The sequence below is a fragment of the Streptomyces sp. NPDC057939 genome (assembly GCF_042887545.1).
Lineage (GTDB): Bacteria > Actinomycetota > Actinomycetes > Streptomycetales > Streptomycetaceae > Streptomyces.
The window spans coordinates 113,378-135,609 of record NZ_JBHVPG010000021.1; the positions used below are offsets into that span (position 1 = coordinate 113,378).

Here is a 22,232-nt window from a genome sequence, read left to right on the forward strand (position 1 = left end):
CTTCGGCCGGACCCGCAACGAGCGGACCTTCGGCCGACCAGGGCTCGAACGATCAGGCGGCCGGGCCGTCAGGCGCTCGGACAGTCGGGCGCCGGGGACGGCCGGGCGGCCGGGACGCCGGCGTACGGGCGGTCGGGCGCTGGGGTGGGTGGGCCCGTCGGGCGGTGGGGGGTCAGGTCGTGCGGGGGGTGGGGCCGGGGGGCGGAGTCGGGTTCGGGGCTCCCTCGGCGTCGGCGGCGGCCGTCCCGGCCGGGGCGTCGTCGTCCCGGGTCGCGGTCCAGGCGGAGCAGTAGAGCAGCAGCTTGGCCATGAAGTTGATCCACAGCAGCAGGGCGATCGGCACGCCGAAGGCCCCGTACATGCTCTTGCCGGCGACCTCCCGGATGTAGCCGCTGAGCAGCAGCTTCAGCAGCTCGAAGCCGGCGGCGCCGATCAGGGCGGCCTGGATCAGGCGGGCCCGCGGGGGCTCGACGCCGGGCAGCAGGGTCAGGACGTACAGCAGCAGCAGGAAGGCCGCGACGACGCCCACCAGGAAGGCGGCGGTGCGCAGCAGCACGCCGCCCGCGCCCCCGGAGGACAGGCCGAGCGCCTCGCCGGACTTGCCGACCGCGCTGGCCCCGATGATCGACGCGGCGGCGGAGGCGAGGCCCGCGCCGCCGAGGCCCAGGAGGACGAGGGCGTCCTTGCCCTTGCGGGCGATGGGGTTGCCCTCGTCCTCGTCGTCCTTCTCCCAGACCGCGCGCAGGCAGTCCCGCATCGAGCCGACCCAGCCGATGCCGGTGAGGAGCAGCAGGGCGGCGGCGACGAGGCCGACCGTCCCGGCGTTGGCGACGAGGCCGTTGATGTCGAGCTGGTCGGAGATGCCGGGGACCTGGTCGGAGAGGTTCTTCTGGAGCCGGTCGAGCTGTTCCTGGCTGAGCAGGCCGGCGCCCACGGCCGCCGCCACGGTGATCAACGGGAAGAGCGCGAGGAAGCTGATGAAGGTGATGGCGGCCGCGAGCCTGGTCCAGTGCACGCGGTCGAGCCGTTCGTAGGAACGCCACGCGTGCGTCCGCATGGCGGCGGACACCAGGGGCCCGATCACCGGGAGTTTCGTCAGCCAGTCCATGGGGCCACCGTAATTGAGCTGCCGGAAATAGCGGGGATTGCCGGTTTCGGGGACTACGGTCGTCGATTGTGACTTTTTGCCCGACGGCCCGTCCGTTCCACGTCCTGGTCCTGCGCAGCCTCAGGTTCCGCACCGTCCAGGCCCTGCGACCGCTGCGTCAGGAGCGACGGCCCGTCGCCTCGGCGGCCGCGCCGGCGGGTGACCCGGACTGTGCGGGGATGCCCGTCGGGCCCGTGCCGAACGGGTACTCGCGCAGCTTGCGCCAGACACCGTCCGAGCCCTGCTCGTAGAGCGCGAAGCCCTCGCACAGCCACTCGGCGGCGTAGTCGGCGAGCTCCGTGTGGGCCCGGTCCATCGCCTCCTCGGAGATCCCGTGGGCGACCGTGACGTGCGGGTGGTACGGGAAGGCCAGCTCGCGACTGATGGGCCCCTCGGGGTCCCGGACGCACCCCTGGAGGCGGGTGCAGCCGGCGGCGCCCTCGGCGAGCTTGACGAAGACGACCGGCGAGAGGGGACGGAAGGTTCCCGTCCCGGCCAGCCGCATCGCGAAGGGACGGAAGGACAGCGCGACCTCGGCCAGGTGGGCCCGGATCTGCGGCAGCCGGTCCGTGTCCACCTCGGTGGGCGGTACGAGGGTGACGTGCGTGGGGATGCCGTGCGCGGCGACGTCCCCGAAGCCCGCGCGCAGCTCCTGGAGTCGGCTGCCGTACGGCTCCGGGACCGCGATCGAAACGCCGAGCGTTGCGGTCCCCACGTCTGTCTCCTCCGTGTGTCTGTGTGCGCGGTGGCGTAACGGTGCGGCCGCCGGTCGGGGCGGTGCGGCACCGCCGGTCGAGCGGTGCTGCCGCCAGTGTGGCGGCAGCACCCCCCCTACCGCCAGGGGCCTCGGTCCGTCAGTGCTTCGCGGGCAGGAAACCGAGGCGGTCGTACGTCTGTGCCAGGGTCTCCGCGGCGACCGCCCGGGCCTTCTCCGCGCCCTTGGCCAGCAGGGAATCCAGGGTCTCCGGGTCGTCCAGGTACTCCTGGGTGCGCTGCTTGAAGGGTGTGACGAAATCGACCATCACGCCGGCCAGATCGGTCTTCAGCGCGCCGTACCCCTTGCCCTCGTAGCGGGTCTCCAGATCGGGGATGCTCTCGCCCGTGAGGGTCGAGTAGATGGTGAGCAGGTTGCTGACGCCGGGCTTCTCCACGGCGTCGAAACGGATCTCCGCCTCGGTGTCCGTGACCGCGCTCTTGATCTTCTTCTCGGTGACCTTGGGCTCGTCGAGGAGGTTGACCAGTCCCTTGGGGGACGACGCCGACTTCGACATCTTGATCGCCGGGTCCTGGAGGTCGTAGATCTTCGCGACCTCCTTGACGATGTGCGCGGCGGGCAGCGTGAAGGTCTGGCCGAAGCGGGTGTTGAAGCGCTCGGCCAGGTCGCGGGTCAGCTCGATGTGCTGGCGCTGGTCCTCGCCGACCGGGACGGCGTTCGCCTGGTAGAGCAGGATGTCGGCGACCTGGAGGATCGGGTACGTGAACAGGCCGACGGTCGCGTTGTTGACGCCGCCCTTGGCGGACTTGTCCTTGAACTGCGTCATCCGGCTGGCCTCGCCGAACCCGGTGATGCAGTTCATGACCCAGCCGAGCTGGGCGTGCTCGGGCACGTGGCTCTGGACGAAGAGCGTGCAGCGCTCCGGGTCCAGGCCGGCCGCGAGGAGCTGGGCGACGGAGAGGCGGGTGTTCGCGCGGAGTTCCTTCGGATCCTGCGGCATCGTGATCGCGTGGAGGTCGACCACCATGTAGAAGGCGTCGTGCGTCTCCTGCAGGGCGACGTACTGACGGATGGCTCCGAGGTAGTTCCCGAGGTGGAACGAACCGGAGGTGGGCTGGATACCGGAGAGCGCGCGAGGACGGTCGAAAGCCATGGCCACATTCTCTCAGGTGCGGGGGCGCGCTCCGGCCCCGCGCCGGCCGGAACCGGTCCGCGGCGGTGGCGTGCGGGCGACGGTCGGGGCACCCCCGCCCTGACGTGCGACGGGACCCGTCCGAGTACCGGGCGGTAGCGGGGCGGCCGGATCCCGCCCCGGCCGAGCGACCGCTTTGCGCCGCCGGATCGGCGGCCCCCGCACCGGCCGGGCGACCGCCTTCGGCCCGGCTCCGCCCCGTTCCCCGGGGCGGGGGAACGGGGCGGGCGGTCGAGCGGGACGGCGGTCGGTCAGGTGGTCGGGCAGGGCGACGGTCGATCGGACGGTCGCCGGCCCGGTGGCCGATCAGGCCGTCGGCAGGCCCGGCGCCGGGAAGGCCGCCATCAGGTCGGTGACCTCCGCGCGGACCGCGGCGAGGGCCGCCTCGTCCCCCTTCGCGGCGGCGTCGACCGACCGGGAGATCCAGTCCGCGACCAGCGGCATGTGCTCCGTCGTCAGGCCGCGCGAGGTCAGCGACGGGGTGCCGATGCGGATGCCGGACGGGTCGAAGGGCTTGCGCGTGTCGAACGGGACGGTGTTGTAGTTGACGACGATGCCCGCGCGGTCCAGCGCCTTGGCCGCGACCTTGCCGGGAACCTCGCGCGAGGTCAGGTCCAGCAGGATCAGGTGGTTGTCCGTGCCGCCGGACACCAGGTCGAAGCCCCGGGCCGACAGTTCACCGGCCAGCGCCTTCGCGTTGGCCACCACCGCGTGGGCGTACGCGGTGAACGACGGCTGGGCGGCCTCGTGCAGGGCCACCGCGATGCCCGCGGTCGTCTGGTTGTGCGGGCCGCCCTGGAGGCCCGGGAAGACGGCCTTGTCGATGGCCTTGGCGTGCTCCTCGCGGCACATCAGCATCGCGCCGCGCGGACCGCGCAGGGTCTTGTGGGTGGTCGTGGAGATCACGTCGACGTGCTCCGCCGGGGAGGGGTGCGCGCCGCCCGCGATCAGGCCCGCGATGTGGGCGACGTCGGCGACGAGGACCGAGCCCGCCTCCTTCGCGATCGACGCGAAGGCCTCGAAGTCGATCGTGCGCGGCAGGGCGGTGCCGCCACAGAAGATGATCTTCGGGCGTTCGGCGAGGGCCAGTTCGCGCACCGCGTCGTAGTCGATCCGGCCGGTCACGGCGGAGACCCCGTACTGCACGCCCCGGAACCAGGAGCCCGTCGCCGAGACGCCCCAGCCGTGGGTGAGGTGCCCGCCCATCGGCAGGGCCATGCCCATGACGGTGTCGCCGGGCTTCGCGAACGCCAGGTAGACGGCCAGGTTCGCCGGGGAGCCCGAGTACGGCTGCACGTTGGCGTGGTCCACCCCGAACAGGCCCTTCGCCCGCTCGACGGCCAGGGCCTCGACGCGGTCGATGTTCTGCTGGCCCTCGTAGTAGCGGCGGCCCGGGTAGCCCTCGCTGTACTTGTTCTGGAGCACCGTGCCGGAGGCTTCGAGCACGGCGGCGGACACGTAGTTCTCGCTGGGGATCAGGCGCAGGGTCTCGGCCTGCAGCGCTTCCTCCGCCTCGACGAAGGACGCCAGTTCGGGGTCGGTCGAGAAGAGGGCGGGGTGGCGGCGCGCGTTCATGGCGGCTCCTCCGGGGTCGATGTCGACATCTCGTCCCCGCGAGGCCCAGGCGAGCGGCCCTGTGTGCGGTCGTGCGCGCACGACTCCCCCGGAGTCCGTTCTCCGTGCGCCAGTCGCCGTGCGTGCCGCCCACCTTAGCGGGCGCGCCGCAAGAAAGGTTTCTCCGTCCGGTCCGCGAGCGAGGATGGACAGTGACGCCACCCTCGTCACAGGCCCTGACGGACGATCGGAGACCCCGTGTCGACTACTGCTGATGCCATCCGTTCCGCCGACGCGCACAGCGCGCACAACTACCACCCCCTGCCCGTCGTCATCGCGTCGGCGGAGGGCGCCTGGATGACCGACGTGGAGGGCCGCAGGTACCTCGACATGCTCGCCGGGTACTCGGCGCTCAACTTCGGTCACGGCAACCGCCGGCTGATCGACGCCGCCCGCGCCCAGCTGGAGCGGGTCACCCTGACCTCCCGCGCCTTCCACCACGACCGCTTCGCCGACTTCTGTACGGAGCTGGCGGCGTTGTGCGGCAAGGACATGGTCCTGCCGATGAACACGGGCGCCGAGGCCGTGGAGACGGCGGTGAAGACCGCCCGCAAGTGGGGCTACGAGGTCAAGGGCGTGCCGGACGGCCACGCCAAGATCGTGGTCGCGGCCGACAACTTCCACGGCCGCACGACCACCATCGTGTCCTTCTCCACCGACCACGAGGCCCGCGACCACTTCGGTCCCTACACGCCGGGCTTCGAGATCGTCCCGTACGGGGACCTCACGGCGCTGGCCCACGCCGTCACCGAGAACACCGTCGCCGTGCTGTTGGAGCCCGTGCAGGGCGAGGCCGGGGTCCTGGTGCCGCCCGCCGGATACCTGCCGGGCGTACGGGAACTGACGCGCGAACGGAACGTCCTGTTCATCGCGGACGAGATCCAGTCGGGTCTCGGTCGGACGGGGAAGACCTTCGCCTGTGACCACGAGGGGGTCGTGCCCGACATGTACGTCCTGGGCAAGGCCCTCGGCGGCGGCGTCGTACCCGTGTCCGCGGTGGTGGCCGACCGGGACGTGCTCGGGGTGTTCCGGCCCGGCGAGCACGGGTCCACCTTCGGCGGGAACCCCCTCGCCTGCGCGGTCGCCCTGGAGGTGGTCGCGATGCTCCGCTCGGGCGAGTACCAACAGCACGCCGCCGAACTCGGCGACCACCTGCACCGGGAGCTGAACCTGTTGGTCGGCGGCGGCGCGGTGACCGCCGTACGGGGACGCGGGCTGTGGGCCGGCGTGGACATCGACCCGGCCCGCGGAACGGGCCGGGAGATCTCCGAGAGGCTGATGGAACTGGGGGTCCTGGTGAAGGACACCCACGGCTCCACGATCCGCATCGCGCCGCCGCTGGTGATCTCCAAGGAGGACCTGGACTGGGGGCTGGACCAGCTCAGGTCCGTCCTGGCCGGCTGACCGGCCGACCCCGCCGACCGGCCCGACCGGTCGGCGGGGCGGCGGGGCGGCGGGGCGGATCGCCCGCCGGCCGGTCAGAGGATGACGTGGGGCAGGAAGCGGGCGTACTCGTCCGTGACCGGGCCCGCCGATTCGCGGATGCCGAGCCCCGCCGACTCCTCCTCGACGACCCACGCGCCGAGGACGACGCGGTTGCCGTCGAAGTCGGGCAGCGGCGCCAGGGCCTGGAAGACGTACGTCTCCCCCTCGGCCGGGGCGAACGGCTCGCCCTCGGCGCCCGCCTCGTGGAGCGTGACCCCGGCGCCCTCGCGGCCCAGCAGCGGCTTGGCCACGTAGCCGGTGGAGCCCGGCTCCGCGAGCTCGCGGGGGCCGTCGAGGTACGCGGGGAGCAGGTTCGGGTGCTCGGGGAACAGCTCCCACAGGATCGCCAGGAGCGCCTTGTTGGCGAGCAGCATCTTCCACACCGGCTCGATCCAGGCGGTGGTCCCGGAGCCGCCGCCGTGGTCGTAGGTGCCCAGCACCTGCGGGCCGAACTCGTCGGTGGCCAGCCACTCCCACGGGTAGAGCTTGAAGCAGCCCCGGATGAACTGGAGCTTCTCGTCCACGAAGCGGCCGGACAGGCTGTCCCAGCCGATCTGTTCCACCGACAGGGCGTGCGTGTCGATTCCGGCCTGTTCGGCGGTCTCCTGGAGGTAGGCGACCGTCATGAGGTCCTCGCCCAGCTCGTCCGTCTCGGAGTGCGCGAAGTGCAGCGGACCGGGCGGCAGCAGTTCGGCCTGGCGGCGCCAGGCCTCGACGAGCCGCTCGTGGAGGGAGTTCCACTGGTCGGCCCCGGGGAAGCGCTCCTCCATCCAGAACCACTGCGGGCTCGCCGCCTCCACCAGGGAGGTGGGGGTGTCGGCGTTGTACTCCAGCAGTTTGGCGGGGCTGCCGGAGCCGTCGTAGCGCAGGTCGAACCGGCCGTAGAGGGAAGGCTGCTCGGCCCGTCGCCGCCAGGACTCCTTGATGAGCGCGATCAGCTTCGGGTCGGTGAGCCCGAGGTCGCGGAAGCGGTCCCGCTCGACGATGTGCGCGGCCGCGGCCAGGCACATGGCGTGCAGTTCCTCGACGACCCCCTCCAGCGCCTCCACCTCGGGGAGCGTGAAGGAGTAGTACGCGCTCTCGTCCCAGTAGGGGCGCAGGGAGTCGTCGGGGAACCGGGTGAGGGGATAGATCAGGCCCTGCTCCTCGACGGTCTTCTGCCAGTCGGGGCGGGGTTCGATGGTGTGGCGTTCCACGGGATCAGCCGCCGCTGGAGCCGGAGTTGCTGTGCCCGCCGATGCCGCCGCGGGTGACGGCCGACTTCTCGAAGCTGCCGCCGGCCACCTTGCCGGCGCTGACGTAGCCGCCGTAGTAGTACGAGCCGGAGCCGCCGGTCTTGCAGTCCTTGCTGTTCAGGTGCTTCAGCGTGGTGCGGGACGCGCAGCGCTTGTCGGGCTCGTCGCTGCTTCCGCAGGCCACGAGGGTGGCGGCGAGCAGACCCATGCCGCCCAGGGCGACCGCTCCCGACCGCATCCGGCGCCGGGTGGTGTTGCTGGTGTCCATGTGAATTTTCGCTCCCCCTGTGTGACGTGTACTGCCGAAGGCTGCCGACAGCGTAGAGCGGGGGCGCGCGGGGATGGAATCCGGCCGCCGTCACACCCTTGTCACGGTCGTGACCTAGAGTCGCTTCGTGCTGATTGGGATGATTTGCGCACTGGGTGCGGCGGTCTGCTTCGGTACGGCGTCGGTCCTCCAGGCGGTGGCGGCGCGGGCGGCGGAGCCGGGGACCGGCTCCGGCGTGGACGCAGCGCTGTTCCTGCGGGCGGTCCGGCAGTGGCGGTACCTGCTCGGGCTCGGGCTGGACGGGGCGGGGTTCGTGCTCCAGATCGTGGCCCTGCGGCACCTGCCGATCTACGCGGTGGGCGCGGCGATGGCGTCCAGCCTGGCGGTGACGGCGGTGGTGGCTGCCCGACTCCTGCGCGTGCGGCTGTCGGGGCGGGAATGGGGCGCGGTGGCCGTGGTGTGCGCCGGGCTGCTGATGTTGGGCCTGGCCTCGGGGGCGGAGGGCTCGGGCACCGGGTCGACGGCGCTGGCGTTCGGGCTGCTCGCCGCGGCCGCGCTGGTACTGCTGGTGGGGGCGGCGGCGGGCCGCCTGCCGGACGGGCCGCGCGCGCTGGTGCTGGGCCTGGCGGCGGGTACGGGGTTCGGGGTCGTGGAGGTGGCGGTCCGGCTCATCGACTCCCTCACGCCCCGCGAGTTCGCGAACCCGGCGCTGTACGCCCTGCTGCTGGGCGGGGCCGCCGGGTTCCTGCTGCTCACCTCGGCCCTGCAGCGCGGCTCGGTGACGGCGGCGACGGCCGGGATGGTGATGGGCGAGACCGTCGGTCCGGCGCTGGTGGGGGTGGTCTGGCTCGGCGACCGGACCCGGGAGGGGCTGACCTGGCTGGCGGTCCTCGGCTTCGCGGTGGCGGTCGCGGGTTCGCTCGCGCTGTCGCGCTTCGGGGAGCCCGGGACCGGGGATACGGCGCCGTCCCCGGTCGACTGATTTCACTTAGTTCAAGAACCCTCTTGCACTTAGTTCAGGAACCGGACTACCTTCTCCTTGAACAAAGTAAAAGTCGAGGGAAGGGGACGGAACATGTCGCAGGGGACGCTGGCCGGTTTCATCGCGGCCGCAGCAGCGGAGTTCGGCATTCCGGGAGCGGCCGTCGGGGTGTGGCACGGCGGCCGGGAGGTCCTCGTCTGCCACGGCGTGACCAGCACGGAGAACCCGCTCCCCGTGGACGGCCGCACGCTGTTCCAGCTCGGGTCCGTCACCAAGACGTACACGGCGACCGCCCTGGTGCGGCTGGCCGAGGAGGGCCTGGTCGACCTCGCCGCCCCGGTCCACCGCTACGTTCCCGAACTCGCTCTCGCCTCCGAGGAGGTCGCCGGGCGGATCACCGTGCGGAACCTGCTCAACCACACCGCCGGACTGGACTGGAACCTCGTCAACGACACCGGCGAGGGCGACGACGCGCTCGCCGCCTTCGTCGCGGACCTGGGCTCCCTCCCCCTCATCGCCGCCCCGGGCACCCGGGCCTCGTACAGCCAGGCCGGCTACAACCTCGCGGGCCGGATCATCGAGAACGTCACCGGCCTGACCTACGAACGGGCCGTCGACCGGCTCGTCCTCGAACCGCTGGCCCTGCGCGACACCCTCTTCGCCACCGGTGACGTCATGACCCGTCGCTTCGCCGTCGGCCACGAACTCGACGCCGACGGCGCCGCCGGCGTCACCCGGCCCTGGAAGGGCACCCGCGGCAACAACCCCGGCGGCGGCATCAGTTCCTCCGTCGCCGACCAACTGCGCTGGGCCCGCTTCCACCTCGGCGACGGCCGCGGCCACGACGGCGCGCCCGTCCTGCCCGCCGACGCCCTGCACCGGATGCGTCAGCCGACCGTGCCGCTGATCGCCAGCACCCTCGGTGACGCCATCGGCACCGGCTGGTTCCTGCGCGACGTGGACGGCGTGCGGACCGTCGGACACGGCGGGTCCGGCTTCGGCCAGTTCGCCGAGCTGCTCATCGTCCCCGAGCGGGACTTCGCCGTCGTCGTGGCCTCCAACGCCGGCCCGGACGCCGGCCTGCTGTTCAACCGGGCCGTCGTCCGGTGGGTGCTGGAACACCACCTCGGGGTCGTCGACCGCGATCCGGAGCCGCTGCCCCACGACGCCGAACGCGCCGGCGAGATCCTCGGGGACTTCGAGAACGACGTCATGGCCCTGACCATCACCACCGACGGACGGGCCCTGGCCCTCGACGTCCGGATCAAGCCGGAGATCCGCGCCGCCTCCGACACCGACCTGCCCCCCGACCTCCCGCCGGCCGATCTCGGCCTCCTCCCCGGCGACGCGGACGAGTACGTCCTGACCAACGGCGGCCTCAAGGGACAGCGCGGCTGTTTCACGCGCGACGCGAGCGGCGCGGTCATCGGCGTCGACCTCGCCGGCCGCCTCTTCACCCGGACCGGCCCCACCCCGGGGTGACTCCCCCGCCCGGCGCGGCGGGCGGCTCCGCGGCCCCGTTCATCCGGCCGGCCGCGCAACGGATGCCGCCCGCGCCCGGCCGGTGCAGGCTGCGGGCAAGGACAGCCATCACCGCACAGACGAGGACCGTGCCATGTCCCACCTCCGGCGCATCGGCGTCATCACCGGGGCGGCCGCGCTGCTGCTCACCGCCACCGCCTGCTCGGGCCTCGGCCGGAGCACGGTCGGCACCCTCACCTTCCGCGGCCACGACTCCCCGCTCGAAGTGACCTACACCAACACCCCGGTCAAGGGCTGCCACCGCATCAAGGTGCCGGACGGCGCCACCCACGTCGAGAACAACACCCTCGTCGACGTCGTGCTGTACCGGACGCCGGACTGCAAGAAGCTGGAAGCGGAGGGCGGCAGCTACATCGCCACCACCCTCTCGAACGTCACCGCCCCCCACAGCCTGCCCTGGCGCAGCTTCAGCGTCATCCACTGAGCCCCGGCCGGCCGCCGGGCGGTCAGGGGAGGGCGGCCAGCAGGGCGGCGAGGGCCGGGGCCCAGGCACTGTCGGACGGGGTGCCGTACCCCACCACCAGGGCGTCCCGCACGGGCAGGTCCGAGTCCGGGTGCCGGTAGCGCGCGAGGCCCTCCAGGGCCAGGTCCTGCCAGGCCGCGGCCTGCACCAGCGAGCGTTCCGCCCCCGCCGGGAGGTCCAGGACCGCGTGCAGCCCGGCCGCGATGCCGGACACGGGGACCTTCCCGGCCAGGGCGGCCACCAACTCGTCGCGGCGGCGCCGGTAGCGCAGCCGCATGCCGCGCACGTGTCGGTCGTAGGCCCCCGAGGTGATGAACCGCGCCAGCGTCAGCTGGTCCAGGGCGCTGGAGGTCCAGTCGGCGGGGCCCTTGGCCGCCAGCACCTCGTCCAGCAGGCCGGGCGGGACCACCATCCAGCCCATCCGCAGCGCCGGGGTCAGGGACTTGCTCGCCGTGCCCAGGTACACCACCCGGTCGGGGTCGAGCCCCTGGAGGGCCCCGACGGGCTGACGGTCGTACCGGAACTCCCCGTCGTAGTCGTCCTCCAGGATCAGGGCGCCGCTCGTGCGCGCCCAGTCCACCGCCGCCGCCCGCCGGCCGGGGGTGAGGGCCGCCCCGGTCGGGAACTGGTGCGCGGGGGTGAGCAGCACCGCTCCGGTGCGGGGGCCGAGGCGGGCCAGGTCCGTGGTGCGGGCCCCGTCCCCGTCCAGCCACAGCGGGCGGGTGGTGAGGCCGCCGCGGGTGAGGAGGTCGCGGTGGATGTCCAGGCCGTACCCCTCCACCGCCACCTCCCGGACCCGCCTCCCCCGCAGCACCCGGCCCATCAGCGTCAGCCCGTGGGCGAAGCCCGCGCACAGCACGATCCGGTCCGGGTCCGCGTACACCCCGCGCGCCCGCGCCAGGTATCCGGCGAGCGCCTCGCGCAGCTCCACCCGGCCGCGGGGGTCCACCGCGTACCCGAAGGCCTCGTTCGGGGCGTCGGTCAGCGCCCGCCGGGCCGCCGCCGACCAGGCCGTACGGGGAAACCCGCCCAGGTCCGGCGAGCCGGGCAGCAGGCTGTACGCGGGCCCCCCGCGCGCGGGGTACCGGGCCCGTGCCGTCGCGGCCGCCCGGCGCGGCCGGGCCCGCTCGGCGACCCGGGTGCCGGATCCCTGCCGGGCCGTCAGCCAGCCCTCGGCGACGAGTTCGGCGTACGCCTCCGCGACCGTGTTGCGGGCGATCCCGAGGTCGGCCGCGAAGGACCGGGAGGACGGCAGGCGGGTGCCGGGCGCGAGCCGTCCGCTGCGCGCCGCCTCCCGCAGCGCCTCGGTGAGCGAGGCGCGCAGACCCCGTCCCGCCGCGAGGTCGAGGTGCAGGTCGGCGCCGAAAGTGGCCCATGATCCCGTCATGAACATGGACCATAGCGGCGGGCCGCCCGGTGCCTACGGTGGAGACATGAGCAACCACACCGCAACCACCGCACTCGCCGCCGAACACGCCCCCCGCATGCAGATGGCCAAGCTGGCCCCCGAGGTCTACAAGGCCGTCCTCGGCCTGGAGATCGCCGCGCGCAAGGGCCTGGACCCGTCCCTGGTCGAGCTGGTCAAGATCCGCGCCTCGCAGATCAACCACTGCGCCTTCTGCCTCGACATGCACACCAAGGACGCCCTGGCGGCGGGCGAGAGCGTCGAACGCGTCGTGCAGCTCGCCGCCTGGGAGGAGTCGCGGCACTTCTACACGGAGAAGGAGCTGGCGGCGATCGAGCTGACCGAGGCCGTCACCGTCCTGACGGACGGCTTCGTGCCCGACGAGGTGTACGCGCGGGCCGCCGCGCAGTTCGAGGAGGCCGAACTGGCCCAGCTGATCGCCGTGATCGCGACGATCAACGTCTGGAACCGGATCGGCGTCACCACCCGCAGCACCCCGGGGCACTACACCCCGGGTCAGTACAAGCAGGGCTGAGGAACTCCCCGCTCGGGACGCCACGGGGGCGCCCCGGGCCGGGGCGCCGGTTCCGGCCCGCGGGTCACTCCGGCCGGAACGACTCCACGGCCGCCGTCAGGTGTGCCCGTACGGTCCCGCCCTCGGCGGCCGGGCCGGCCACCAGCAGCGCCCACCGGTCGCCGCCCGGCGTGGTGACGATCCGCTCGACGCCCCGGCGGCGGTCGCCGCTCTCCGCGCTGTCGTACTCGTAGACCAGCTCGCAGGCGCTGCCGGAGACCGGTTCGAGGGAGACCTGCCGGTAGCCCGGGTTGGCGCCGAGCGTCCGGGAGGACGTGCGCAGCAGGTCGCACGTGCCCGTCGAGGCGGGCTCGGTGACCCGGAAGACCTGGAGCAGGGCGCTGCGGTCGCCCGGCAGGCGGTAGAAGGATCCGCTACCGCTCTCGTCGTGGCTGCGCTCCCAGCCGTCGGGCACGGCGACCGAGAAGCCCGCCCCGTCGCGCACCACGGTGTGGCCGGCGGTGGCCGCCCCCTCGGACGGGTCGGCGCTCGCGCCCGTACCGGCTCCCGCGCCGGCTCCCGCGCTCGGGGCGGCGCCCGCCGTCGGCGTCGCGCTCGCGCTCAGGGTCGACTCCGGGCTGGAAACCGGGCTCGGGACCGCGCTCCGCGCGGGGGCGGCGCCGGTCGGGGCCGCCGACGGCTCCCCGGAGGTGGTCAGCGAGACGGCCGGGCCGGGTCCCGCCGCGTTCCCCGACTCCCCCTGCCCGGTCAGTACGTACCACCCGGCCACGAAGGCCCCGGCGACCACGACGGCCAGCGCTCCGACCAGCAGCGGGCCCCGCGGCCCCGAAGCCGACCGGGCCCGCGGCGGCGGCGCGGCGACCACCGGCGGCTCGGGGGCCCAGGCCACGTACTGCGGCATGGGCGGAAGCGGGAGCCCGGACGGCGGCGCGGCGTGCGGGGCATCGGCCCCGGCAGGCGGCACGGGCGGCAGCGCGGGGTACGGCGGCTCGGGGTGCGGGGATCCGGGGTGCGGGGGCTCGGCGGGCCGCGGGCCCCAGTCCCACCGCTGCGCCTGCGGGTTCCGCTCGTCCTCGCTCACCGGGCGACCCTATTTTCGTCCCGCATGCGCCCGACAGCCGAATTCACGCCAAAGCGCCCCGGCCAGGTTTGGCCGGGGCGCTCGGACGTTCGCGGGATGGGCCGTCCGGGCGAACCGGACGGCCGATCTCCGATCGAATCAGATCAGGCCGAGCTCGCGCACCGCGTCGCGCTCCTCGACGAGCTCCGCCACGGACGCGTCGATGCGCGCACGGGAGAACTCGTTGATGTCCAGGCCCTGGACGATCTCGTACTTGCCGTCCTTGGTGGTGACGGGGAAGGAGGAGATGATGCCCTCCGGGACGCCGTAGGAGCCGTCCGACGGGATGCCCATCGAGGTCCAGTCGCCCGCGGCGGTGCCGTTGACCCAGGTGTGCACGTGGTCGATGGCGGCGTTGGCGGCCGAGGCGGCCGAGGACGCGCCACGGGCCTCGATGATCGCGGCGCCGCGCTTGGCGACGGTCGGGATGAAGGTGTCGGCCAGCCACGCCTCGTCGCCCACGACCTCGGCGGCGTTCTTGCCGGCGATCTCCGCGTGGAAGATGTCCGGGTACTGGGTCGCCGAGTGGTTGCCCCAGATGGTGAGGCGCTTGATGTCGGTAACGTCGGCGCCGGTCTTCTTCGCGAGCTGCGAGATCGCCCGGTTGTGGTCCAGACGGGTCATCGCGGTGAAGCGCTCGGCCGGTACGTCCGGAGCGGCGGCCTGCGCGATGAGCGCGTTGGTGTTGGCCGGGTTGCCCACGACCAGGACCTTGATGTCGTCCGCGGCGTGCGCGTTGATCGCGGCGCCCTGCGGCTTGAAGATGCCGCCGTTGGCGGAGAGCAGGTCACCGCGCTCCATGCCCTTGGTGCGCGGGCGGGCGCCCACGAGCAGCGCGACGTTGGCGCCGGCGAAGCCCTGGTTCGGGTCGTCGAAGATGTCGATGCCCTTGAGCAGCGGGAAGGCGCAGTCGTCGAGCTCCATGGCGGTGCCCTCGGCGGCCTTCATGCCCTGGGGGATCTCCAGGAGGCGGAGCTTGACCGGCACATCCGCGCCGAGCAGGTGGCCGGAGGCGATGCGGAAGAGCAGCGCGTAGCCGATCTGGCCGGCAGCGCCGGTCACGGTGACATTCACGGGAGTGCGGGTCATGGCCTTCTCCGTTAGACAGCTGGCGGTGGGGCGTCCCTGCCCCATGTGCTGGACCCCGCGTGCGGGGAGGACGCCGCTTCGCAGCCTGTGAATCTTGACGTGAAGAGACATCCGCCGTCAGGCTATCCGACCCGCGGGGCCCCCAACCCCCGGCCCCGTGTGGTCCACGGCACACGGGTCCCGATTCCGGGGCTACTCCACGCGGAAGACCTCGCCCGTCCGGTGCCCCTCCACGGACCTGACGTAGGCGTTGGCCGCGCGGGCGACCGGGACCGGATCGAATCCGGCGAAGGTGTCCCCGTAGACGTCCATGGACTCGGTGAAGACGGTCGGGCTGACCGCGTTGATCCGCTGTCGGCCGGGCAGCTCGATCGCGGCGGCCCGCACGAAGGCCTCGACCGCGCCGTTGACCAGGGAGGCCACCGAGCCGGTCAGCAGGGGCTCGCGGGCCAGGATCCCGGTGATCAGCGTGTACGAGGCGTGTGCGGGCAGCCGCGGGGCGCCCTGGCGGACGAGCTCGATCTGGCTCACGACCTTCCCCTCCAGCCCGGCGCGCACGTCCTGGACGGTCAGTTCGCCCAGCGGGCGCCACGGCACGCTGCCCGCCGCGCACGCCACCGCGTCCACGGACCCGACCTCGTCGTACATCGCCCGGACGGATTCGGGATCGGTGATGTCGACGTGGACGTCCGCGCCCTTGCGGGAGGCCGTCACGATCTCGTGCCCGCGCTCGCGCAGCGCGGCGCGCACCGCGCGGCCGAGCGTTCCGTCCGCACCGATCAGGAGCACCTTCTGGTGGTTCGCAGTGTTCATGGACCGAGCATCCCCGCACCGGGAACGTGAAGTCCAGCTACCTCTCCTACACCGACCATTAAGATGAACTCATGCTTGATGTGAAGCGGATGGTCATCCTGAGGGACCTGGCGGAACACGGGAAGGTCACCGTCGTCGCCGACCTGCACCGGGTCACCCCTTCGGCCGTCTCCCAACAGCTGCGCGCCCTGGAGGCCGAGGCGGGGGCGACCCTCGTCGAGCGCGAGGGCCGCGGCCTGCGGCTCACCCCGGCCGGAGCGGCCCTGGCCGCCGCCTGCGGGCCGGTGCTCGCGGCCCTGGAGCGCGCCGAAGGGGCCGTACGGGCCCTGGACGACGGCCCGGTCGGGGAGGTCCTCGTCGGCTGCGCCCCGAGCGCGCTGGCGACGGTCGCCGCCCCGCTGGTCGCCGCACTCGCCGTACGCCACCCCGGACTGCGGCCGCGCGTCGTGCAGGCCGACCCGGAGGACGCCGTGCCCCTGCTGCGGCAGCGCCGCCTGGACCTCGCCGTCACCTACGCGTACCCGCTGCTCGGCGCCCCGCCCGCGAGCGGCACCACCGCGCTGCCGCTCTTCGACGACCCGCTCTGCCTGGCGCTGCCCCGGGACCTGCTCCCCGCGTACCGCCGCGACGGGCTGGCGGCACTGCGGGAGGCCGACTGGGTCTCGGCACCCGCCCCGAGCAGCTGCCGGGAGATGCTCGTGCACGCCTGCCGCAACGCCGGCTTCACCCCGCGCATCGCGCACGAGTGCGCGGACCTGCGGGCGGGGCTGTGGTTGGTCGACACCGGGCGGGCCGTGTCGATCCTGCCGAAGCTGCTGTGCGACGCTCCGCCGCCGGGCACGGCGGTGCTGGAGCTGCCGGGCCGCGGACGGACCCTGGAGGTCCAGGTCAGGACGGGTACGGAGACCCGTCTCGCCGTCGCGGCGACCCTGGAGGCCCTGACGGGCCTCACCGGCGACCGGAGCCCGGCGGCGCGGTGAGGGTGACGGGGCGGCGGGGCGGAGCGCTCGGCCCCGGCCCTCCGCCCGCTCAGCGGACGGTGAAGCGGACCGCGGTCTCCAGGAACGGGATCCTCAGCCACGGTTGGGGCTCGATGACCATCGCGAGCAGCGTGATCGCCACGCCCAGCAACCCGTACGTGACCATGTCCGTGAAGCGGGAGCGCACCGCGAGCATGCCCACCGAGGGCAGCACGCGCCGCATGACGGCCGCCGCGATCAGGGCGATGCCGATGGCCAGGCAGCCCGCGCGGGGACGGCCCGTCGCCGTCAGCAGCAGCCCCACCGCGGTCGCGGCGAGGACGCCGAGCATCGGCCACTGCCGGGCCGGCGTGGACACGGCTCCGGGGATGGCCCGGCCGCCGCCCTCGGGGCGGGCCGTGTCCTGGGTGACGGCGGGAAAGCGCCGCGACCGCGCCCCGGCCGCGCCGGCCCGCGCCCGGTCCGACGACACGGCGCCGTCGGCCCCTTCGGGACCGGCCCCGGGCCCGGGCTCGGGCTCCACGGCCCCGGCCGCCGACTCCGGGCCACCGTCATCGCCCGCGCCCACGTCCACGCGCCCGTCCGCACCCGTACCCGGATCCGTCGGAGCGTCCGAGCCCGGGGCCGGTCCCGAACCCGGGCCGGCCTGCTCCGGCTTGTTCCCGGCGGCCGGGCCGCCGTCCGCGTCCTGCTCAGCCCGCACTGGTGATCCGTTCCGCCGCCTCGACCACGTTCACCAGCAGCTGCGCGCGGGTCATCGGGCCGACGCCGCCCGGGTTGGGGGAGATCCAGCCCGCCACCGCGGCGACGCCCGGGTGGACGTCCCCGACGATCTTGCCGTTCTCGTCGCGGCTGACGCCCACGTCGAGCACCGCGGCGCCCGGCTTCACGTCCTCGGGCTTGACCAGGTGCGGCACGCCCGCCGCCGCGACGATGATGTCCGCCTGGCGCAGCAGCCCGGAGAGGTCCCGCGTACCGGTGTGGCACAGGGTCACCGTGGCGTTCTCGGACTTGCGGGTCAGCAGCAGCCCGATGGACCGACCGACGGTGATGCCGCGACCCAGGACGACGACGTGCGCGCCGTTGATCGCGACGTCGTGGTGGCGCAGCAGCTCGACGATGCCGTACGGGGTGCAGGGCAGCGGACCCGGCTCGTTGAGCACCAGCCGGCCGAGCGACATGGGGTGCAGGCCGTCCGCGTCCTTGGTCGGGTCCATCAGTTCGAGGACCCGGTTGGTGTCGATGCCCTTGGGGAGCGGGAGTTGGACGATGTAGCCCGTGCAGTCGGGGTTGGCGTTGAGCTCCCGCACGACCTCCTCGATGTCCTCCTGTGAGGCGGTGGCGGGCAGTTCGCGCTGGATCGAGGCGATGCCCACCTCGGCGCAGTCCTTGTGCTTTCCGTTGACGTACCAGCGGCTGCCCGGGTCGTCGCCGACGAGCAGCGTGCCGAGGCCGGGGGTGATGCCCCGGTCCTTCAGCGCCGCCACCCGGGCGGTCAGTTCGGACTTGATCGCGGCTGCGGTGGCCTTGCCATCGAGAATCTGGGCGGTCATGTCGCCATCCTCCCGGATGGAGTGGCCCCGGTTCCAGTCAAGGTGCTCGGCGGTGGTCCTCCGTTGATTGCACTTGCACAACAAGTAAGGGGCCCCGCGGCAACCGGCTGGACAAGGAACCACCCGCCCGACGACGATGCAACGACCAGAGTGCCGCGGGCAGTGCCGGGGGGCGGACCGCAAGTTGCAGAGTTCCTCCGCGCGTGTTGCCGTGCGTCCCCGCACTTCCACGGAGGAACACCCAAAGATGAGCTTCGGCGACCCGAACAACCCGTACGGACAGCAGCCCCAGGCCCCGCAGGGTCAGCCCGGCTACGGCTACCCGCAGCAGGCCCCGCAGGGCGTCCCCGCCCAGGCCGGCTACGGCTACCCGCAGGGCACCCCCGGTGGTGGCTACCCGGGCACGCCGCTCACGATGCCCGGTGGCGTGACCGCCTCCCGCGTGCTGCTGTTCGTGATCGCCACGCTCCAGATCATCGGCGCCGGCATCTTCATGGTCGCCGGTGCGGCCGTCCAGAAGCTCAAGGACGACCCGACGCTCCAGGCCGACGCGCAGTTCGAGCAGCTCCAGGACTTCCCGACCGGGGCGCTGTACGCGTTCGCCGTGCTGATCCTGGCCTGGGGCATCCTCGCGATCGTCCTCGGCGTCAAGTTCGGCAAGGGCGGCAACGGCATCCGCGTGACGACGATCGTCTTCGCGTCGATCACCGCCATCGCCGGTATCTGGCCGTTCGTCGGCATCGGTCTGCTGCACACCATCCTGGCCATCCTGATCATCGTCTTCGTGGCGAAGTCGGACGGCGCGGCCTGGTTCAACCGCCAGCGCTGATCCTCCCGCTCCACGACGAAGGCCGCGTCCCGCAGTGCGGGGCGCGGCCTTCGTCGTCGTTCGGGGCGGACCGGGATCCGCGGCGGATCAGTGGAAGAAGTGGCGGGTGCCGGTGAAGTACATGGTCACGCCGGCCTTCTTCGCCGCCTCGATCACCTGCTCGTCGCGCACGGAACCGCCCGGCTGGACGACGGCCTTGATGCCCGCGGCGGTCAGGATCTCCAGCCCGTCCGGGAACGGGAAGAACGCGTCGGAGGCGGCGTACGAACCCTGCGCGCGCTCGGCGCCCGCCCGCTCGACGGCCAGCTTCGCCGAGTCGACGCGGTTGACCTGACCCATGCCGACGCCGACCGAGGCGCCGTCCTTGGCGAGCAGGATCGCGTTCGACTTGACGGCCCGGCAGGCCTTCCACGCGAAGGCGAGTCCGGCCAGTTCCTCGCCCGACAGGGCGTCACCGGTGGCCAGCGTCCAGTTCGCCGGGTCGTCGCCCTCGGCCTGGAAGAGGTCGGACTGCTGGAGCAGCGCGCCGCCACTGATCGGCTTGAGGTCGCCCGGCTGGTGCGGGGTGCCGTCCACCTTCAGGACGCGGATGTTCTTCTTCTTCGCGAGGACCTCGACGGCGCCGTCCTCGTAGGCGGGCGCGGCGACGACCTCGGTGAAGATCTCCGCGATCTGCTCGGCGAGCTCGACGGTCACCGGGCGGTTCACGGCGATGACGCCGCCGAAGGCCGACAGCGGGTCGCAGGCGTGCGCCTTGCGGTGGGCCGCGGCCACGTCGGTGTCCACGGCGATCCCGCACGGGTTGGCGTGCTTGATGATCGCGACGCAGGGCTCGTCGTGGTCGTAGGCGGCCCGGCGGGCGGCCTCCGTGTCCACGTAGTTGTTGAAGGACATCTCCTTGCCGTGCAGCTGCTCGGCGTTGGCGAGCCCGCCCGGCTGACCGTCCGTGTAGATCGCGGCGGCCTGGTGCGGGTTCTCGCCGTACCGCAGGGTCGACTTGCGCTCCCAGGCACCGGCGAGGAACTCGGGCAGCGCCGCGTCCTCGGACTCGGGCGCGTACGCGTTCGTGAACCACGAGGCGACGGCCACGTCGTAGGCGGCGGTGTGCTGGAAGGCCTCGGCCGCGAGCCGCTTGCGGGCGGTCAGGTCGAAGCCGCCGTTCTTCGCCGCGTCGAGGACGTCGGCGTAGCGGGCGGGGCTGGTGACGACGGCGACCGACGGGTGGTTCTTGGCCGCGGCGCGCACCATCGAGGGGCCGCCGATGTCGATCTGCTCCACGCACTCGTCCGGCGTGGCGCCCGACTGGACGGTCGCGAGGAAGGGGTAGAGGTTGACGATCACCAGGTCGAAGGGCTCGACGCCCAGCTCGGCGAGCTGGTTGCGGTGGTCCTCCAGGCGCAGGTCCGCGAGGATGCCGGCGTGCACGCGCGGGTGCAGGGTCTTGACGCGGCCGTCGAGGCACTCGGGGAAGCCGGTGAGCTCCTCGACCTTGGTGACGGGCACCCCGGCCGCGGCGATCTTCGAGGCGGTGGAGCCGGTGGAGACGAGCGCGACGCCCGACTCGTGCAGGCCGCGGGCCAGCTCTTCCAGTCCCGTCTTGTCGTAGACGCTGACGAGCGCACGACGGATCGGCCGCTGGGTCGTGGTCGGTTCGTTGCTGTTCGCGCTGGCTGCGGGCTCCACGCGCTCTGCGGCGGTCACTGGATCGTTACCTTTCGTCCCTCAATGCGATAGCCGTGCCGGGCCAGGCGCCCCACGACGTCGACGAGCAGCTGGCGCTCGACTTCCTTGATCCGCTCGTGCAGAGCGGCTTCGTCCTCCGCGTCCCTGATCTCCACGACACCCTGGGCGATGATCGGCCCGGTGTCCACGCCGCCGTCCACGAAGTGGACCGTGCAGCCGGTGACCTTCGCGCCGTAGGCGAGGGCGTCCCGTACGCCGTGCGCGCCGGGGAAGGCCGGGAGGAGGGCGGGATGGGTGTTGATGAACCGGCCGCCGAAGCGGTCGATGAAGCTCTCCCCCACGATCTTCATGAACCCGGCGGAGACGACGAGGTCGGGCTCGTGGGCGGCGGTCGCCGCGGTGAGCGCGACGTCCCACTCCGCACGGGTGCCGTGGGCCTTGACGGGGCACACGAAGGTGGGGATCCCGGCCTTCTCCGCCCGTTCCAGGCCGGCGATGTTCTCGCGGTCCGCGCCGACGGCGACGACCTCGGCGCCGAAGCCCTCGGCTCCGCCGGGGTGGGCTTCGATGGCGTCGAGCAGGGCCTGGAGGTTGGTGCCGGAGCCGGAGACCAGCACGACCAGGCGGGAGGCGGGCATGGGAGGCCCTTTCTTACGGGAATGCCGTTGTTGCTCTTGTGTGGTCGTACGAAACTACGACGTGCCGACTCATGGGCAACCGTACGAAGCCACCGACCGCCTGCAACGATACCTGTACACCCGACCGCCCCCGAGGGACGGGGGGACGGGCGGGCGGTAGCGTCTGCATACAAGCCGCGCACGCCGCGGAGCGCGCCGCCGGACGCGGCACGAACCGCGTCCACGACACAGGGGAAGTAACGCACTCGATGCCGGACCGCCGTCAGCCCGACTCCTCGACCGACGACAACCCCTTCGCGGCTCCCCCCGAGGGCCGGCCCGACCAGCCGTGGAAGCCGCGCGGCGGCGGTCCCGGTGACTCCCCCGGCCAAGGTCCGGGCCAGGGCCCCGGCCCTGGTCAGGGGCCCGGCGGCGGCCCCGGCGGCTCCCCCGGGGGAGGCGGCGGACCGGCGCGCTGGGACCCGATGGACCCCGTGCAGCGCCGGGCGCGGTACGCGCTCCTGGCCGGCATGTGGGGCTTCTTCTTCGGCATCTTCGGCATCCCCTCGATGGGGCTGCTGCTGGGCGCGCTCGCCATGTACTGGGGCATCAGCGCGCTCCGGGGCGGGCCCGCACCCGAGTCCGGGGCCGCCCCGGCGGCCGGCACGGGTACCGGTACCGCGGCGAAGCCCGACCGCCTGGCCGCCCTGGGCCCCGCGGCCCGGCCGCAGCGGGCGGCCGCCGTCAGCGGGCTGGTGACGGCCTCGCTGGCGCTGCTGCTCGCGGCGAGCTCGTACGCGCTGCAGATCGCGTACAAGGACTTCTACGTCTGCCGCGACGACGCCCTGACGCGCACCGCGGAACTCCAGTGCAACACCCTGCTCCCGGACAACGTGGTGGGCGACATCCTGAAGGTCCAGCGCTGACGCCCCCGCCCGAACGCAGGTGGCCGGCCCCATCGGGGC

At 73.1% G+C, this 22,232-nt stretch carries 22 protein-coding genes; 8 read left to right on the plus strand and 14 right to left on the minus strand.

Annotated elements, in window-relative coordinates:
• Nucleotides 1-172: 172 nt before the first annotated feature.
• From ACFVS6_RS23000 to glyA, 4 genes are all read right to left on the minus strand, one after another.
• Entirely contained in the window at nt 173-1,108 is a 936-nt protein-coding gene (locus tag ACFVS6_RS23000; RefSeq protein ID WP_389706383.1) for a YhjD/YihY/BrkB family envelope integrity protein, read from the minus strand.
• A 157-nt stretch (nt 1,109-1,265) separates the two neighbouring features.
• Nucleotides 1,266-1,862, minus strand: coding sequence for a 2'-5' RNA ligase family protein (locus tag ACFVS6_RS23005; RefSeq protein WP_389706384.1), 597 nt, complete (start codon nt 1,860-1,862; stop codon nt 1,266-1,268).
• Between the two features lie 139 nt (nt 1,863-2,001).
• Entirely contained in the window at nt 2,002-3,015 is a 1,014-nt protein-coding gene (gene trpS, locus ACFVS6_RS23010; protein ID WP_389706385.1) for a tryptophan--tRNA ligase, read from the minus strand.
• Nucleotides 3,016-3,360: 345 nt separating this feature from the next.
• Nucleotides 3,361-4,629: a serine hydroxymethyltransferase gene (glyA, locus tag ACFVS6_RS23015; protein ID WP_389706387.1), complete on the minus strand. Its 1,269-nt coding sequence runs from the start codon at nt 4,627-4,629 to the stop codon at nt 3,361-3,363.
• 237 nt (nt 4,630-4,866) lie between these two features.
• On the opposite strand from glyA, the gene rocD reads away from it, so the two are divergent.
• A complete protein-coding gene (rocD, locus tag ACFVS6_RS23020; RefSeq protein WP_389706388.1) occupies nt 4,867-6,072 on the plus strand; it encodes an ornithine--oxo-acid transaminase in 1,206 nt (401 codons plus the stop codon).
• Between the two features lie 74 nt (nt 6,073-6,146).
• On the opposite strand, the gene ACFVS6_RS23025 is transcribed toward rocD, so the two are convergent.
• Together ACFVS6_RS23025 and ACFVS6_RS23030 are read right to left on the minus strand one after the other, a co-directional pair.
• Nucleotides 6,147-7,349 (minus strand): glutathionylspermidine synthase family protein, encoded by a 1,203-nt coding sequence (locus tag ACFVS6_RS23025; RefSeq protein ID WP_389706389.1) that lies wholly within the window; start codon nt 7,347-7,349, stop codon nt 6,147-6,149.
• A 4-nt stretch (nt 7,350-7,353) separates the two neighbouring features.
• Nucleotides 7,354-7,656, minus strand: coding sequence for a hypothetical protein (locus tag ACFVS6_RS23030; protein ID WP_389706391.1), 303 nt, complete (start codon nt 7,654-7,656; stop codon nt 7,354-7,356).
• A gap of 139 nt (nt 7,657-7,795) precedes the next feature.
• Here ACFVS6_RS23030 and ACFVS6_RS23035 point away from each other — a divergent pair, with 139 nt between their 5' ends.
• From ACFVS6_RS23035 to ACFVS6_RS23045, 3 genes are all read left to right on the plus strand, one after another.
• The gene (locus tag ACFVS6_RS23035; protein WP_389706426.1) at nt 7,796-8,638 is read left to right on the plus strand and encodes a hypothetical protein; all 843 of its coding nucleotides are present in this window, start codon (nt 7,796-7,798) and stop codon (nt 8,636-8,638) included.
• Between the two features lie 93 nt (nt 8,639-8,731).
• Complete coding sequence (locus ACFVS6_RS23040) at nt 8,732-10,120, plus strand: serine hydrolase domain-containing protein (protein ID WP_389706393.1); 1,389 nt, start codon at nt 8,732-8,734, stop codon at nt 10,118-10,120.
• A 133-nt stretch (nt 10,121-10,253) separates the two neighbouring features.
• The gene (locus ACFVS6_RS23045) at nt 10,254-10,604 is read left to right on the plus strand and encodes a hypothetical protein (RefSeq protein WP_389706395.1); all 351 of its coding nucleotides are present in this window, start codon (nt 10,254-10,256) and stop codon (nt 10,602-10,604) included.
• A gap of 22 nt (nt 10,605-10,626) precedes the next feature.
• On the opposite strand, the gene ACFVS6_RS23050 is transcribed toward ACFVS6_RS23045, so the two are convergent.
• Nucleotides 10,627-12,030 carry a PLP-dependent aminotransferase family protein gene (locus ACFVS6_RS23050; protein WP_389706396.1) on the minus strand — a complete coding sequence of 468 codons (1,404 nt, stop codon included), beginning with the start codon at nt 12,028-12,030 and terminating at the stop codon, nt 10,627-10,629.
• Nucleotides 12,031-12,076: 46 nt separating this feature from the next.
• Here ACFVS6_RS23050 and ACFVS6_RS23055 point away from each other — a divergent pair, with 46 nt between their 5' ends.
• Complete coding sequence (locus ACFVS6_RS23055) at nt 12,077-12,583, plus strand: carboxymuconolactone decarboxylase family protein (RefSeq protein WP_389706397.1); 507 nt, start codon at nt 12,077-12,079, stop codon at nt 12,581-12,583.
• 64 nt (nt 12,584-12,647) lie between these two features.
• Here ACFVS6_RS23055 and ACFVS6_RS23060 read toward each other — a convergent pair whose 3' ends face one another.
• From ACFVS6_RS23060 to ACFVS6_RS23070, 3 genes are all read right to left on the minus strand, one after another.
• Nucleotides 12,648-13,664 carry a hypothetical protein gene (locus ACFVS6_RS23060; RefSeq protein WP_389706398.1) on the minus strand — a complete coding sequence of 339 codons (1,017 nt, stop codon included), beginning with the start codon at nt 13,662-13,664 and terminating at the stop codon, nt 12,648-12,650.
• 138 nt (nt 13,665-13,802) lie between these two features.
• The gene (locus ACFVS6_RS23065) at nt 13,803-14,792 is read right to left on the minus strand and encodes a malate dehydrogenase (protein ID WP_281209730.1); all 990 of its coding nucleotides are present in this window, start codon (nt 14,790-14,792) and stop codon (nt 13,803-13,805) included.
• Between the two features lie 192 nt (nt 14,793-14,984).
• Nucleotides 14,985-15,605 (minus strand): short chain dehydrogenase, encoded by a 621-nt coding sequence (locus ACFVS6_RS23070; protein WP_389706399.1) that lies wholly within the window; start codon nt 15,603-15,605, stop codon nt 14,985-14,987.
• 71 nt (nt 15,606-15,676) lie between these two features.
• On the opposite strand from ACFVS6_RS23070, the gene ACFVS6_RS23075 reads away from it, so the two are divergent.
• Nucleotides 15,677-16,585: a LysR family transcriptional regulator gene (locus ACFVS6_RS23075; RefSeq protein WP_389706401.1), complete on the plus strand. Its 909-nt coding sequence runs from the start codon at nt 15,677-15,679 to the stop codon at nt 16,583-16,585.
• A gap of 49 nt (nt 16,586-16,634) precedes the next feature.
• Here the strand turns inward: ACFVS6_RS23075 and ACFVS6_RS23080 are convergent, their stop codons facing one another.
• Both ACFVS6_RS23080 and ACFVS6_RS23085 read right to left on the minus strand, forming a co-directional pair.
• Nucleotides 16,635-17,288, minus strand: coding sequence for a DUF3017 domain-containing protein (locus ACFVS6_RS23080; RefSeq protein WP_389706402.1), 654 nt, complete (start codon nt 17,286-17,288; stop codon nt 16,635-16,637).
• Complete coding sequence (locus ACFVS6_RS23085; RefSeq protein ID WP_319188830.1) at nt 17,278-18,138, minus strand: bifunctional methylenetetrahydrofolate dehydrogenase/methenyltetrahydrofolate cyclohydrolase; 861 nt, start codon at nt 18,136-18,138, stop codon at nt 17,278-17,280. Before ACFVS6_RS23085 ends, ACFVS6_RS23080 begins: the two co-directional genes overlap by 11 nt.
• A gap of 247 nt (nt 18,139-18,385) precedes the next feature.
• On the opposite strand from ACFVS6_RS23085, the gene ACFVS6_RS23090 reads away from it, so the two are divergent.
• Nucleotides 18,386-18,967, plus strand: a complete 582-nt coding sequence (locus tag ACFVS6_RS23090) for a hypothetical protein (protein WP_389706404.1) — start codon at nt 18,386-18,388, stop codon at nt 18,965-18,967.
• A gap of 87 nt (nt 18,968-19,054) precedes the next feature.
• Here the strand turns inward: ACFVS6_RS23090 and purH are convergent, their stop codons facing one another.
• Together purH and purN are read right to left on the minus strand one after the other, a co-directional pair.
• On the minus strand, nt 19,055-20,650 hold the full coding sequence (gene purH, locus ACFVS6_RS23095; RefSeq protein ID WP_389706428.1) for a bifunctional phosphoribosylaminoimidazolecarboxamide formyltransferase/IMP cyclohydrolase: 1,596 nt from the start codon (nt 20,648-20,650) through the stop codon (nt 19,055-19,057).
• 14 nt (nt 20,651-20,664) lie between these two features.
• The gene (purN, locus tag ACFVS6_RS23100; RefSeq protein ID WP_389706406.1) at nt 20,665-21,288 is read right to left on the minus strand and encodes a phosphoribosylglycinamide formyltransferase; all 624 of its coding nucleotides are present in this window, start codon (nt 21,286-21,288) and stop codon (nt 20,665-20,667) included.
• 248 nt (nt 21,289-21,536) lie between these two features.
• Here purN and ACFVS6_RS23105 point away from each other — a divergent pair, with 248 nt between their 5' ends.
• Nucleotides 21,537-22,193, plus strand: a complete 657-nt coding sequence (locus ACFVS6_RS23105) for a hypothetical protein (RefSeq protein ID WP_389706408.1) — start codon at nt 21,537-21,539, stop codon at nt 22,191-22,193.
• Nucleotides 22,194-22,232: the final 39 nt, after the last annotated feature.